At 71.1% G+C, this 14,488-nt stretch carries 10 protein-coding genes; 2 read left to right on the top strand and 8 right to left on the bottom strand.

From position 1 onward, the window contains the following. Nucleotides 1-197 precede the first annotated feature (197 nt). A complete protein-coding gene (gene secA, locus ACIQGQ_RS36795; RefSeq protein WP_402404938.1) occupies nt 198-3,011 on the bottom strand; it encodes a preprotein translocase subunit SecA in 2,814 nt (937 codons plus the stop codon). 284 nt (nt 3,012-3,295) lie between these two features. Here secA and ACIQGQ_RS36800 point away from each other — a divergent pair, with 284 nt between their 5' ends. Next, on the top strand, nt 3,296-4,471 hold the full coding sequence (locus ACIQGQ_RS36800; protein ID WP_402404940.1) for a winged helix-turn-helix domain-containing protein: 1,176 nt from the start codon (nt 3,296-3,298) through the stop codon (nt 4,469-4,471). Nucleotides 4,472-4,499: 28 nt separating this feature from the next. Here ACIQGQ_RS36800 and ACIQGQ_RS36805 read toward each other — a convergent pair whose 3' ends face one another. The 7 genes from ACIQGQ_RS36805 to mtnA form a co-directional block, all read right to left on the bottom strand. Next, complete coding sequence (locus ACIQGQ_RS36805) at nt 4,500-5,243, bottom strand: response regulator transcription factor (protein ID WP_352273637.1); 744 nt, start codon at nt 5,241-5,243, stop codon at nt 4,500-4,502. A gap of 186 nt (nt 5,244-5,429) precedes the next feature. After that, a complete protein-coding gene (gene hpf / locus ACIQGQ_RS36810) occupies nt 5,430-6,119 on the bottom strand; it encodes a ribosome hibernation-promoting factor, HPF/YfiA family (RefSeq protein WP_402404944.1) in 690 nt (229 codons plus the stop codon). A gap of 318 nt (nt 6,120-6,437) precedes the next feature. After that, the gene (locus ACIQGQ_RS36815) at nt 6,438-7,190 is read right to left on the bottom strand and encodes a ComF family protein (protein ID WP_402404947.1); all 753 of its coding nucleotides are present in this window, start codon (nt 7,188-7,190) and stop codon (nt 6,438-6,440) included. Nucleotides 7,191-7,274: 84 nt separating this feature from the next. Then, the gene (locus tag ACIQGQ_RS36820) at nt 7,275-9,044 is read right to left on the bottom strand and encodes an LpqB family beta-propeller domain-containing protein (RefSeq protein ID WP_402404959.1); all 1,770 of its coding nucleotides are present in this window, start codon (nt 9,042-9,044) and stop codon (nt 7,275-7,277) included. An 85-nt stretch (nt 9,045-9,129) separates the two neighbouring features. Then, nucleotides 9,130-11,151, bottom strand: coding sequence for an MtrAB system histidine kinase MtrB (gene mtrB, locus ACIQGQ_RS36825; RefSeq protein WP_402404950.1), 2,022 nt, complete (start codon nt 11,149-11,151; stop codon nt 9,130-9,132). A gap of 1 nt (nt 11,152) precedes the next feature. Further along, nucleotides 11,153-11,842: a two-component system response regulator MtrA gene (mtrA, locus tag ACIQGQ_RS36830; protein ID WP_007448372.1), complete on the bottom strand. Its 690-nt coding sequence runs from the start codon at nt 11,840-11,842 to the stop codon at nt 11,153-11,155. A 4-nt stretch (nt 11,843-11,846) separates the two neighbouring features. Continuing rightward, on the bottom strand, nt 11,847-12,995 hold the full coding sequence (mtnA, locus tag ACIQGQ_RS36835; RefSeq protein WP_402404953.1) for an S-methyl-5-thioribose-1-phosphate isomerase: 1,149 nt from the start codon (nt 12,993-12,995) through the stop codon (nt 11,847-11,849). A gap of 141 nt (nt 12,996-13,136) precedes the next feature. Here mtnA and ACIQGQ_RS36840 point away from each other — a divergent pair, with 141 nt between their 5' ends. After that, on the top strand, nt 13,137-14,321 hold the full coding sequence (locus ACIQGQ_RS36840) for a glycerophosphoryl diester phosphodiesterase membrane domain-containing protein (protein WP_402404955.1): 1,185 nt from the start codon (nt 13,137-13,139) through the stop codon (nt 14,319-14,321). Nucleotides 14,322-14,488: the final 167 nt, after the last annotated feature.

Below are 14,488 nucleotides of genomic sequence, written 5' to 3' on the forward strand. Positions count from 1 at the left end.
GAACCGGCCACCCCCGAGATCTACCGGTTATAGCACACTCTTCCCCAACCCCCCGCTCTTCCCACCCCCCCCCGGCCCCCCCCCGCACCGCCCCCACGCGGGGGCCGCCCGGTTTCCCCCCGCGCCCGCCCCCGGCCCCGATCCGGTCGCCCGCCACCGCCGCCTCCTCGGCGCGGGGCGGGCGACCGTTCACCGCATCACTTCTTGCGGCGCCGTCCGCCGCTCTTCTGCGCCTTGCGCCGCTCCGCCCGGGTCAGCCCGTCGGACTCGGACCCGGCCGCACCGCCGCCGCTGGAGAAGTCGCCCTCGACGACCCCGCCCTCCCCGTCCACCGTGGGGGCGGAGAAGTGCAGCCGGTCGGGGCGCTGCGGGGCGTCGAGCCCCTTGGCCCGGATCTCCGGACGCGCCGCCGGAACGGCGTCCTCCTTGGCCAGCGAGGTCGGCTCGGCCGCGTCCTCCACCGGCACCTCCTCGACCTGCTGCTCGACCTGGACCTCCAGGTTGAACAGGTAGCCGACGGACTCCTCCTTGATGCCCTCCATCATGGCGTTGAACATGTCGAAGCCCTCACGCTGGTACTCGACCAGCGGGTCCTTCTGCGCCATGGCACGGAGGCCGATGCCCTCCTGGAGGTAGTCCATCTCGTAGAGGTGCTCACGCCACTTGCGGTCCAGGACGGAGAGCACCACGCGCCGCTCCAGCTCGCGCATGATCTCCGAGCCGAGCTGCTTCTCCCGGGCGTCGTACTGCTCGTGGATGTCGTCCTTGACGGACTCACCGATGAACTCGGCCGTGATCCCGGCACGGTCGCCGGCCGCGTCCTCCAGCTCCTCGACAGTGACCTTCACCGGGTAGAGCTGCTTGAACGCGCCCCACAGCCGGTCGAGGTCCCACTCCTCCGCGAAGCCCTCGGCGGTCTCCTGGCGGATGTAGTCGTCGATCGTGTCGTCCATGAAGTGGCGGATCTGGTCCTGCAGATCCTCGCCCTCCAGGACCCGGCGGCGCTCCCCGTAGATGACCTCGCGCTGGCGGTTGAGCACCTCGTCGTACTTCAGGACGTTCTTACGCGTCTCGAAGTTCTGCTGCTCGACCTGCGACTGCGCCGAGGCGATCGCCCGGGTCACCATCTTGTTCTCGATCGGCACGTCGTCGGGCACATTGGCCATCGACATGACGCGCTCGACCATCTGCGCCTTGAAGAGCCGCATCAGGTCGTCGCCGAGCGACAGGTAGAAGCGGGACTCGCCCGGGTCGCCCTGGCGGCCGGAACGACCGCGCAGCTGGTTGTCGATCCGGCGGGACTCGTGGCGCTCGGTGCCCAGGACGTACAGGCCGCCGAGCTCCTTGACCTCCTCGAACTCCGCCTTCACGGCCTGCTCGGCCTTCTCCAGCGCGGCGGGCAGCGCCGCCGCCCACTCCTCGACGTGCTCGACCGGGTCGAGACCGCGCTGGCGCAGCTCCGCCTCGGCGAGGTCGTCGGGGTTGCCGCCGAGCTTGATGTCGGTGCCTCGGCCGGCCATGTTCGTCGCGACCGTGACCGCGCCCTTGCGGCCGGCCTGGGCGACGATCGTCGCCTCGCGGTCGTGCTGCTTGGCGTTGAGGACCTCGTGCTGGACACCGCGCTTGGAGAGCTGCTGCGAGAGGTACTCGGACTTCTCGACCGAGGTGGTGCCGACCAGGATCGGCTGGCCCTTCTCGTGCTTCTCGGCGATGTCGTCGACCACGGCGGCGAACTTCGCGACCTCGGTGCGGTAGATCAGGTCCGACTGGTCGGCGCGGACCAGCGGCCGGTTGGTCGGGATCGGCACCACGCCGAGCTTGTAGATCTGGTGGAACTCGGCGGCCTCGGTCATCGCCGTACCGGTCATGCCGGAGAGCTTGTCGTAGAGGCGGAAGAAGTTCTGCAGGGTGATCGTGGCGAGCGTCTGGTTCTCGTCCTTGATGTCCACCCCTTCCTTCGCCTCGATCGCCTGGTGCATGCCCTCGTTGTAGCGGCGGCCGGCGAGGATACGGCCGGTGTGCTCGTCGACGATCATGACTTCGCCGTCGATGACGACGTAGTCCTTGTCCTTCTTGAAGAGTTCCTTGGCCTTGATGGCGTTGTTGAGGTACCCGACGAGCGGGGTGTTCACCGACTCGTAGAGGTTCTCGATGCCGAGCCAGTCCTCGACCTTGGAGACACCGGGCTCGTGGATGGCGACGGTGCGCTTCTTCTCGTCGACCTCGTAGTCGCCGGTCTCCTCGATGCCCTTGAGCGGGTTGCCGGCCTCGCCCTTGGTCAGCCGCGTGACGAGCTTGGCGAAGTCGCCGTACCACTTGGTCGCCTGGTCGGCCGGGCCGGAGATGATCAGCGGCGTACGGGCCTCGTCGACGAGGATCGAGTCGACCTCGTCGACCACCGCGAAGTTGTGGCCCCGCTGGACGAGTTCGTCCGCCGCCCACGCCATGTTGTCGCGGAGGTAGTCGAAGCCGAACTCGTTGTTCGTGCCGTACGTGATGTCGCAGGCGTACTGCTCGCGGCGCTGGGCCGGGGTCATGTTGGCGAGGATGCAGCCGACCGTCAGACCGAGGAACTTGTGGACCCGGCCCGTCAGCTCCGAGTCGCGCTCGGCCAGGTAGTCGTTGACCGTGATCAGGTGCACGCCCTTGCCGGAGAGCGCGTTGAGATACGCCGGCAGGGTACCGACCAGGGTCTTGCCCTCGCCGGTCTTCATCTCGGCCACGTAGCCGAGGTGGAGGGCCGCACCACCCATCATCTGTACGTCGTAGTGGCGCTGTCCGAGGACCCGCTTGGCCGCCTCACGGACGGTCGCGAACGCCTCGGGAAGCAGGTCGTCCAGGCTCTCGCCGTCCGCGTACCGTTCCTTGTACTCGTCGGTGAGCGCCCGCAGCTCGGCGTCGGAGAGGTTGACGAAGTCCTCTTCGATGGAGCTGACCTGGTCCGCGATGCGGTGCAGTTTGCGCAGGATCTTGCCTTCGCCTGCACGCATGAGCTTGTTGAAGACGGACACTGAGGCTGGTCTCCTTGCCGGTCGGGCCTGGCACTGGGTCGTTGGATGGACTCTGGCGCGGGCACGGCAGGTGGACCCCACCGCAACGGCCATCGTAAGCGAGGACCCCGCCGCGCCGGGAGGGCCGCCGCCGCGTTGGCCCCGCCGTCCCTCCCGGATCAACGGCCGGGACGCTCCGAAGGTGCCGGGAAGTCCCGAAAAGTGTTCGCCCCGCCACGTCGCCGTCCGGCGGGCTCCGCCGCCCCCGGGACCGGTTGTCAGTGGCTGCCTCTAGGGTGCGGGGCATGACGTCCGTGCCGCCGCCCGCCCTTGAACTCTCCGCCGACCAGGCCCGCCGGATCGCGCTGCGCGCCCAGGGCTTCCTCGGCGCCCCGGACCGCCGCTCCGGCGTCCCGGGCGTGCTGCGGCACCTCGGCGCCGTGCAGCTCGACACGATCTCGGTGCTCGCCCGGTCGCACGAGCTGATCCCGTACGCGCGCCTCGGCGCGGTCGGCAGGCGTGCCGTGGAGGAGGCGTACTGGTCGGGCGGGCGGGCCTTCGAGTACTGGTCGCACGCGGCGTGCGTACTGCCGGTCGAGGAGTGGCCGCATTTCGCCTTCCGCCGCCGCGCCTACCGCGCCCGCCCGCACTGGGGCCACGAGCTGCCCGACGGCGCGTACGGCAAGGTGATCGAGCAGTTGCGCGCCGAGGGCCCGCTGACGGCGACGGAGCTGGGCGGCGCGAAGAACGGCGGGGAGTGGTGGGACTGGTCGGCGTCGAAGGTCGCCGTCGAGCGCGCCCTGATGTACGGCGAGGTGGTGTGCACCGAGCGCCGCGGCTGGAAGCGGGTGTACGACCTCGCCGAGCGTGCCCTGCCCGACGCCGTGCTGCACGACGATCTGGACGACGCGGAGTGCCTGCGGCGGCTGGTCGCGCTCGCCGGGCAGTCCCTGGGCATCGGTACCCGGGCGGACATCGCGGACTACCACCGGCTGAAGGCCGAGCAGTTCGACGCGGTGGTGGCCGACTCCGGGCTGGTGCCGGTGACGGTCCGGGGCTGGGCGAAGCCCGCCTGGGCGGACCCCTCTGCGCTGGCCTCGGAGCCGCGCGGGCGGCACCGTACGACCCTGCTGTCGCCGTTCGACTCGCTGGTCTGGGAGCGGGCGCGCACCGAGCGGATCTTCGGCTTCACCCACCGGCTGGAGGCCTACGTCCCCAAGGCGAAGCGCGTCCACGGATACTTCGCGATGCCCCTGCTGGCGGGCGGGAAGCTGCTCGGCCGGGTCGACCCGGCGCGCGAGGGCACCACCCTGGTCGCCCGGCAGGTGTCGCTGGCGGGCGGGAAGGCCGTGGCGCCGATGGCCGAGGCGCTGGTGGAGGCCGCCTCCTGGGTCGGCTGCACCGGCGTCCGGCTGGAGCGGGTCGACGCGCCGGAGCTGCGCGGCCCGCTCGACCGGGAGATCGCCCGCGCCCTGGCCTGACCGGCCGCTCCCCGCCGCCGGGCGGGGGTCACCTGATTTCCAGGATCTTCTCCCTCATCGCATAGACCACCGCCTCCATCCTGGAGTGCAGCTGCAACTTCTCCAGAATGTTGCGGACGTGATTCTTCACGGTGTTCTCGGAGATGAACAGTTCCTTCGCGATATCGCGATTGTTCATGCCCGTGGCGACGAGCTTGAGAACTTCGAGTTCCCGGTCGGTGAGGCGCGGCGCGGGAACCAGTCTGCGTTCGTCGGTCCGCTGGATCATCGATTTGAACTCGGTGAGCAGTTTGGACGCCATGGAGGGGCTGATCTGGGACTGCCCGTCGGCGACCGCGCGAATGGCCGTGGCCACCTCGTCCGTGGAGATCTCCTTGAGGAGATATCCGGTGGCCCCGGCCTTGATGGCGTCGTAGAGATCGGCCTCCTCGTCGCTGATCGTCAACATGATGATCTTCGCGCTGGGGGCCACCTCCTTGATGGCCGTACAGGCTTCGATGCCGCCGCGCTTGGGCATCCGTACGTCCATCAGCACGATGTCGGGGAGCAGGTCGGCGGCCTGGTCGACCGCCTCCGAACCGTCCCCCGCCTCACCGACGACCTGGATGTCCTCCTCCTGGGCGAGGACGATCTCCAGCCCTCTGCGGAAGAGCGCGTGGTCGTCCACCACGAGAACTCTGATCGGCTCCCTGCGGAAACCGCCGTTCGCGCCGGCACCGGCGATCTCGTCGGCGTCATTCGCGTCACGCACGGGCCCGAAGGTGTCCGCCATCGTTCCTCCCCCTGAAGGCCATGGCCTGAAGTCCACACACTGTCCGCCAACGTCAGTTCGGAGAACCCCGGTTGGCCTGGGGCGCCATGATTCCATGCCTGGACGCCGGAACGGTGTTCCCGTGGTCGCACGCGGATGCCCCCGGGGGCGCACAGGCACACCAGGGGCACCCGCGGAAGGACGATGTCAGCCGCCGAGCGCGCCGCCCGCGCCGCCCGCCTCGTCGGCGGCCAGCGGGTCGGTCCTCAGATGGATGACGCCGTAGTCGTAGGCATGCCGCCGGTAGACGACACTGGGTTCCTTGGTCTCGGAGTCGACGAACAGATAGAAGTCGTGCCCGACCAGCTCCATCTCGTAGAGCGCCTGGTCGAGCGACATCGGCGCGGCGACGTGCGTCTTCTCGCGCATCACCAGCGGACCCTCGCCCTGGACCTCCAGCGAGCCGATCCTGGTGGTGGGCACGGAATCGGCCGCCTCGTCGGCGACCAGCTCGCCGTCACCGTTGAACGACGCCGCCCCCGGAACGATCTCGGCGACCTCGGCAGCGGGAATCCGGCCACTTCCCCGGCGGCTGTAGCGCTTGTCGTGCTGCTTGCGCAGCCGCGCCTCCAGCTTGCCGGTGGCCAGGTCCAGCGCCGCGTACGGGTCGCCCGCCGCCGCCTCCGCCCGAATGACCGGGCCGCGCGAGCGGAGCGTGATCTCCACCCGGTCGGAACGGTCGGCCTGACGGGGATTCGGCTCCTTGGACACCTCGACGTCGAGGCTGATCACCTTGCCGTCGAACTTCTGGATCTTGTCCAGCTTCAGCTTCTCGGCCACGTGCTTGCGGAACCGCTCGGGCACCTCGGTCTTGCGGCCCTTGACGACGATGTCCACGCAGAACTCCGTTCCCGGATCGCTCCGCTCAGCGGCGGAGCATCTCCCTCTTGCACCAGGCTCCGGTGACGACCGGAGCCGCGGACTCGGTGACCTCCACCTCCTCCCCCATCGGCAGAGCCTCGGCCCCACCGAATTCCAGCGTCTGGACTACTGGTGTGTTGCCTGCCCGAAACCTGGCGGTGCATTCAGCGAGGTCCGGCGTTCACCATTCCTCACAACCGAACATAGCCTGCCTGGCCGGATATCGGCACCCGCTACTCGCACGTACCTCCGATCGGGCTGTTTTTCCTACTCATTACCTGCAACGCAACGAGTTCATCGAGAGTTCCGGTTTATTTCGAAGGCTGCGGGAGATACTGCGACAACGGCCGCCCGCCCGACGCCGCTCCGAGCGGATCCGGGGTGCCCGTGCGCCGTCCGTACGCCCTGCGCCTCCCTGAGCGCCCGTGCAGATTCGGCCAGCGAGGCCCCGGTCGTCAGAACGTCGTCCACCAGCACCACCCGGCCCGTCGCGAGCAGCCGCTCGCCCCCGGCCACGACCTCCAGCGCCCCGGCCAGATTCGTGTGCCGGCTCCGGGCGTCCAGCCCCGCCTGGTCGGCCACCGCCCGCCGCTGCCGCAGTACGGGCACCGACTGGGCCGGGAGGCCGCCGCGCCGCAGCTCCCGCGCCGCCGCCCGCGCGATCCGCCGCATCGGATCGTGGCCCCGCGCCGCCACCGCACGCCGCGCCGACGGCACCGGTACCAGGAGCAGCGGGCCGCCCTCCGCCTCCGCGGACACCGCACCGGCGCGCACCGCACCCGCCAGCGCCGTACCGAGCGGACCGGCCAGCCCCAGCTCGCCACGCTCCTTGTGCCCCAGCAGCACCTCCCGCACCGCGTCCTCGTACGCCGCGGCCGCGTGGACCACCGGTAGCCCGGGCGGCTCCGGAGCGGGCCTCACCCGGCGCGGAGCCCCGCCGTACAGCTCCGCGCGGCACTCCCGGCACAGCTCCACGCGCGGCTCGCCGCAACCGCCGCAGGACACCGGCAGCACCAGACCGGAGATCTCCCGCCACCACCCCCGCATGACCCCACTGTGCGCCTCCCGCGGCGAACCGGCCACCCCTGTGGAAAACCGTGGAACGGATGCGGTGGCGCCCCGGTAGGGCCCTCAGCCCGGGTAGACCAGCGAGAAGCCGCCCTTGACCACGGTCTGCCAGTTGTCACCGGGCGACAGTTTGACGATCCCGTCACCGGACGTGGCCGCCATCAGCGGAAGCTGTTCGTCGTCCGCCGCCGCCACCGACAGCGCCTGGTTCACCCCCGGCAGCACCCCCGACGCCGACGTCGAGCCGTCCACCTGCACGTAGCGCACCTGCTGCACGCCGTCCTGCTCCTTGCCGACCACCACCAGCCGGCTCCGGCCCGACCAGGACATCGCCGTCACGTCCGTGAGCTGCGGCGCCGCCTGGCGCAGGTCCACCACCGAGATCTTCTGCGCCGACGCCGGGCCATGCCGCTCGATCCGGCCGATCTTCAGCGTGTTGCGCTTGTCCTCGTTCACCAGCAGCGCGACCCGCACCCCGTCGGCGGACATCCGTACCGCCTCTATCCGGCCGGTGCCCAGCTCGGGCACCTCGACCTCCTGCGGCTCACCGGTCCCTCCGGGCAGCCGCAGCAGCCTCGGGTTGCCGGGGTCCCGGTCGGCCACCCACAGATCACCGCGGGCGTCCCAGCTCGGGGCCGAGAGCCGGTCCTTGGCACTGCGGGCGTGGCTGATCACCGACGCCTCGGGGAGCCCGTCGTCCGAGACGATGGACGACACGTAGAGAGACGTTCCGTCGCGCGAGACCGCCGCCGCGGACTGCTCGTCCCGGGCCACGCCGACCGCGCCCATCCGCACCGGCCCGTCACCGAACGGGCCGGACACCGGTTCCGGCGCCCCGCTGCCCCTGGTGCTGCCGGGTATTCGCTCCACGTGCCCCTTCTCGTCGACGAAGTACTGACTGTCCGGCCCGCTCGACGAACCGTCGGGGGCGAACTCCTCGGCCTGGTCGGTACCGAGCACGCAGAGCGGGGAGCCGTCGGAGCGCTGGAGCTCGACCTGCTCGACCCGGGCGGACGTCAGGTCCTTCAGCGTGTAGAGGACCTGCGAGGCCATCATGCGGCAGGAGCGCTGCCCGACGCCGTCCGCCTTCTTGTCGAGCGGCACCTTCAGCACGTTGCGGTCGTCGGGCGCCAGCGACGTGACGCCCTTCCGCAGCGCCGTACCGGCCGGGAACCGGGACGTCACCGCGGGCCGCAGCCAGTCGGTCGGCCCCGCGAGCAGGCTGCGGACGGACTGCGTCACGGTGTCCATCCCGGTGACGGGGTCCATCCGGCTGCGGAGGTACACGGGATCGGCGACCAGCGTCGGCTGCCCCTCGGACCGCCCCGCCGCGAAGTAGTACTTGTTCACGGACCGGTACAGGCGCCGGAAGTCCGACTGCCCGAGCAGCAGGCCGTCCGGCACGTGGTCGATCCGCCACTCCTTGCCGTCCGGCCCGGCCTCCTTGACCAGGTGGAGGGTCTCTTTGTACTCGGTCGGCGCCAACGGCTGGTAGGCGTTCTGGTCGTCGACCGTCGCCACCTTCTCGCCGGTCAGCGTGTAGGCGATCTCGGTGACGTTGCGGGCGCCGTCGCGCAGCGGACGGTCCTTCCTGGTCGGTGCCTTGGTGAGCACCGTGGTGAAGGCGTTCGGCCGCCAGGAGGCCGCGGCCTCCTTCGTCAGGTACTGGCGGGTCGTCCTGAAGCGCGGGTCGTCGCTGGTCATGGACTCCAGGAAGCCGTCGACGACCTCGTTGGGCATGGCGTTGGCACGCGGGGCGACGGCGTACACCTGCACCTGGGAGTCCCCGGGCTGGGAGGCGTCGACCGCCTTCACGTCCCCGGTGACCGGCATCGAGCCGCAGGCGGACAGCAGCACCGCACCGCACCCGACCAGGGCGCACAGCCCCAGCACCCGCCCCAGGCCGCCCTCGCGAAGATCAGCGCCCACGATTCGTCCCTCCCCGCTCCGGATCCCGCTCCACCGTGTCCGACTCGTCGCCCGGCCGGTCCTCCGCGTGCCGTGCGACCACCCGGGCCCCGCTCCCGGGCAGGGCCGCCGGATGCACCGAGGCGGGCGCCGTCCGGGGCGGCACGGGGGCACGGGGCGGCACGGGCAGGGCGGACCTGTCCTGGCCGCCGGGCTGGCTCGGCACCGACGTCAGCCGGTGCTCGCTCCCGGTCCTCGGCAGGGCCGGCCGCTCACGGCGCTCCCGGTTGCCCCGCGAGTCCTCGGGCTCCAGCGGTATCGGCGAACCGCGCAGCGGCTCGTCCGCCGTACGCGGCAGGGTCAGGCGGAACTGCGAACCGCCACCGGGCTCGCCCCAGGCCTGCAGCCACCCGCCGTGCAGCCGGGCGTCCTCCACCGCGATGGAGAGCCCGAGGCCGGTGCCCCCGGTCGTCCGGGCGCGGGCCGGGTCCGCCCGCCAGAAGCGGTTGAACACCCGCGTGGCCTCGCCCGGCTTGAGCCCCACGCCGTAGTCCCGGACGGCCACGGCGACCGCGCCTCCGGCCGCCCCCATCCGCACCACGACATCGCGGCCCTCGCCGTGCTCGACGGCGTTGACCACGAGGTTGCGCAGGACGCGCTCGACGCGCCGGGCGTCGGCCTCGGCTATCACCGGCTGCTCGTCGCCGACCACCCGGATCCGGGTGCCCTTGCGCTCGGCCAGCGGCTCGGCCCCGCCGATCACCCGCCGTACGACCTGCCGCAGATCTATCGGCTCCGCCTCCAGCGCCGCGGCGCCCGCGTCGAACCGGCTGATCTCCAGCAGGTCGGCGAGGAGCGACTCGAACCGGTCCAGCTGGTCCCCGAGCAGTTCGGCGGAGCGCGCCGTCACGGGGTCGAAGTCGCTGCGCGCCTCGTGGATGACGTCGGCAGCCATCCGTACGGTCGTCAGCGGCGTCCGCAGCTCGTGCGAGACGTCGGAGACGAAGCGCCGCTGCATCCGGGAGAGCTCCTCCAGCTGCTGGATCTTCAGCTGGAGGTTCTGCGCCATCTTGTTGAACGCCTCGCCGAGGCGGGCGATGTCGTCCTCGCCGGTGACCTTCATCCGCTCCTGGAGCCGGCCGGCAGAGAGCCGCTCGGCGATGCCCGCCGCCATCCGCACGGGCGTGACGACCTGCCGCACCACGAACCAGGCGATGGCCCCGAGCAGCACGACCAGGAAGAGCCCCGCCGTCGCCAGCGTGGTCCTGACCAGCGTCAGCGACTTCTCCTCCTGCGTCAGCGGGAAGAGGTAGTAGAGCTGGTACGGGTTGTGGTCGATGTCGTAGAGCCGCTTGCCGACCACCAGTCCGGGCTGCGGCGGCTGCCCGTTGGCGTACTGGATCTCGGAGTACGTCTGGTACGCCCCCGGCCCCTTGTTCACCGCGTCCCGCAGGCTCTGCGGGATGCTCACCGCCTCCACGCTGCCCGAGCCGCGCGGTGCGCGCGTGCCCTCGTCGGCGCTGAGCGCCACCACGTTGAAGGCGTTCTTCCCGCCACTGGCGAGCTGATCGACCAGCTCGGTACGCCAGGAGTTGTTCGCGGTGGCGCCGTCCGCCGGGTCACCGCGCTGGCCGCCGGGGGTGAGCGGGGCGTTCGCCTTCTCCTGGGCGGCGGCGAAACCGCCCGCCGCCTGGGTCTGGGCGGCCTTGCCCTTGGCGTCGAGCAGGCCGTTGCGCACCTGCCCGATCACGACCAACCCGAGGAGCAGCACCACCCCGAGCGACATGAGCAGCGTGCCCGCTACGACCCGGAGCTGGAGGTTGCGCCGCCAGAGCCGTACGGCGGGCAGCAGCGGCCGCCGCACCCAGCGCATCAGCAGGCGCGGCACGGGGCCGCCGGGCGCCCGGTCGTGGAACAACCGGCCGCCCTGCAGAAGGCGCCCGATCCTGGGCGCCCTGTCTCCTGGGCCGGCAGCCCGCTCCGCACGGGCTCCCGGCTCCCCGGGCTGCGGAGCAGCGCTACTCGGGGGCATGTCAGCTCGGTCCGGCCTTGTAACCGACGCCTCGGACGGTCACGACGATCTCCGGACGCTCCGGGTCCTTCTCGACCTTGGAGCGCAGCCGCTGGACATGCACGTTCACCAGCCGGGTGTCGGCAGCATGTCGATACCCCCACACCTGTTCGAGCAGTACCTCCCGGGTGAAGACCTGCCACGGCTTACGGGCGAGCGCGACCAGCAGGTCGAACTCCAGCGGGGTGAGGGCGATCGACTGCCCCTCCCGCTTCACCGAGTGCCCGGCCACGTCGATGACCAGGTCACCGATGGTCAGCTGCTCCGGTGCAGGCTCCTCGGACCTGCGCAGGCGAGCCCGGATACGGGCCACCAGCTCCTTGGGCTTGAACGGCTTGACGATGTAGTCGTCGGCCCCGGATTCCAGGCCCACCACCACATCGACCGTGTCGCTCTTGGCAGTGAGCATGACGATCGGCACACCCGACTCGGCCCTGATCAGCCTGCATACCTCGATGCCGTCCCTTCCGGGCAGCATGAGATCCAGCAGGACCAGGTCCGGCTTGGCCTCACGAAATGCGGCTAGTGCCTTGTCGCCGTCCGCAACGAACGACGGCTCGAACCCTTCACCACGCAGCACAATCCCGAGCATCTCGGCCAGTGCGGTGTCGTCGTCGACGACAAGGACGCGTCCCTTCATAATCGACATCATCCCATTAGCTAATCGTTACCTGCGATGACCTGGCACACAGTGCTGCCAGTCCGGCCCCCGTGACCGGTGAAACCACCCCTTCCTCCGTGACGATCGCCGTGACCAGCTCCGGCGGTGTGACGTCGAACGCGGGGTTGTACGCGGCCGTCCCTTCCGGCGCCACGGCCAGCCCCCCGCCTTCCCGGCCCACCGCCCCGGCCCCCGGCGACATGAACTCCGTCACTTCGGCGGCCGGGCGCTGTTCCACAACGATCGACGCCCCGTCCAAAGTGCCCGGGTCCACGGTCGTGGTCGGCGCGACCACGATGAACGGTACGTGGTGGTACTTCGCGAGCACCGCCAGCGGGTAGCTCCCCACCTTGTTCGCCACCGATCCGTCGGCGGCGATGCGGTCCGCCCCGATGAGCACGGCGTCCACCTCCCCCGCCGCGAACAGCGAGCCCGCCGCGTTGTCCGTGAGCAGGTTGTACGGCATACCGTTGCGCGTCGCCTCGTACGCCGTCAGCCGGGCGCCCTGGAGCAACGGGCGGGTCTCGTCCACCCACAGCCGCCGCAGCCGCCCCGCCCGGTGCGCCCCGAGCGCCACGGCGAAGGCGGTGCCCTCGCCGCCGGAGACGAGCGCCCCTGTGTTGCAGTGGGTCAGCAGCCGGTGCCCGTCCCCGTCGGGCAGCAGTTCCTCCAGCAGGGCGAGGCCGTACCGGGCCATCCGGCCACTGGCCTCGGCGTCCTCGCGGTGCAGCGCCCCGGCCTCGGCCAGCACCGCCGCCGCTGCCCCACCCGCGTCAGCCCCCTTCCCGACGGCCTCCTGGTACGCCCGCACCGCGCGCCTTACCCCGTACCCCAGGTTCACCGCGGTGGGCCGCGCCCGGTCCAGCAGCTCCGCGGCCATCGCCACGTCGTCGCCCCGCACGGCCGCGAGGGCCACCCCGTAGGCCCCGGCGATGCCCAGCAGAGGGGCGCCCCGCACCGCCAGCGTCCGGATCGCGCGGACGAGGGCGGGCACATCGGCACACACCAGCTCGACCTCCTCCGCGGGCAGGCGCGTCTGGTCGAGGAGCACCACCGCGGGCCCCTGTGGAGGTTCGGCCCAGCGGAGCACGGAAAGCGCGGGAGGTACTCCAACCGCCGACGGTCGCACGTTCTGATCAGCCATCCGCCCAGTCTGCCCGTTGAGCCGCCCGCAGCTGAAGGAATGAAGAGACATCAAGCGCCCGGACCCCGTCGAAACCCCGCATGACACCATGGCTGCCACCTTGCCGCCCCGATCCACGGGCGGGACCGTGAAGGAGCGAGCATGAACGACACTCCGGGCCGGGCCTCGCCCGGATCCGCCCCCTCCGAGGGACAGGGCGTCAACGTCCCCCGCCCCTCCGAACCCGTCGACGGCAACGTCCCGACGGGCGACGGGCCCTCCGTACAGCCACCCGCCGGACGGTGGTTCCCCCCGACCGCACCCCCGCCTCCCGCGGGTTGGGGCGGCCGGCAGGGACCCGGCTGGGGGCAACCGCCCGCCGCGGCCAAGCCGGGCACGATCCCGCTGCGCCCGCTCGGCGTCGGTGAGATCCTCGGCGGGGCGGTCGCCACGATGCGTACGCGCTGGCGCACCGTTCTCGGCATCAGCCTCACGGTGGCCGTGCCCGCCCAGATCGCGACCATCCTGGTCGAACGCTTCCTGCTGCCGGACCCCGAGCCGATCGACCCGGACGCCTCCGGGATGGAGATCCTGCGGCAGGCCGCCGACTCCGCCCAGGCGGAGGCCTTCGGCTACCTGCCGTCCCTGGCCATCAGCCTGATCGCCGTCCTGATCAGCACCGCCATGCTGGCCGTGGTGGTCAGCCGCTCGGTGCTGGGCCGTCCCGTGACGCTCTCCGAAGCGTGGTCCGAGGCCCGGAGCAGGCTTCCCCGGCTGCTGGGCCTGGCCCTGCTGCTGATCCTGCTCAGCACCGCCGCTCTGGCCGTGGGTCTGCTGCCGGGCCTGCTCGTCGGGAACGCCGCCGGTGCCGGGCTGGCACTCCTCGGTGTCCTGGTCGGGTACGCCGTCTCCATCTGGCTGCTGGTCCGTTTCTCCCTCGCCTTCCCGGCCCTGATGCTGGAGCGGCAGTCGATCGCCGCAGCGATGCGCCGTTCCGCGAAGCTCGTCAAGGACGCCTGGTGGCGGACGTTCGGCGCCCTGGCGCTGACCGTGCTGGTGACCCTCCTCGTGGCCCTGGTCGTGGCGCTGTTCATCAGCGTTCCGCTCGGTGTCATCACCGTGATCTCGGAGGGCGGCGCGACCGACCCCGCCCTCACGAGCGGCGACCTCGGCTGGCCGTTCCTGATCGTCTCCGGCATCGGCGGCGTGATCATCTCGACGGTCACGTACGCGCTCCTCGCCGGCGTCGTGGTCCTGCTCTACGTCGATCAGCGCATCCGCCGCGAAGCGCTCGACCTCGAACTCGGCCGGGCCGCGGGCCCCCCCGGATACGGCACCGACGACTGATCGCTCGCCGATTCCCCTTCCTCCGCTGCCGCTGGAAACCGCGGCAGCGGAGGAGGCACCCACCATCGAAAATGGTGGGTAAACGCAGAAAAGCCCCGTGTCCACAAGAGACACGGGGCTTTCCCGTAAAAGAAGTTCGGCGGCGTCCTACTCTCCCACAGGGTCCC

The sequence above is a fragment of the Streptomyces sp. NPDC092952 genome, assembly GCF_044754785.1.
Lineage (GTDB): Bacteria > Actinomycetota > Actinomycetes > Streptomycetales > Streptomycetaceae > Streptomyces.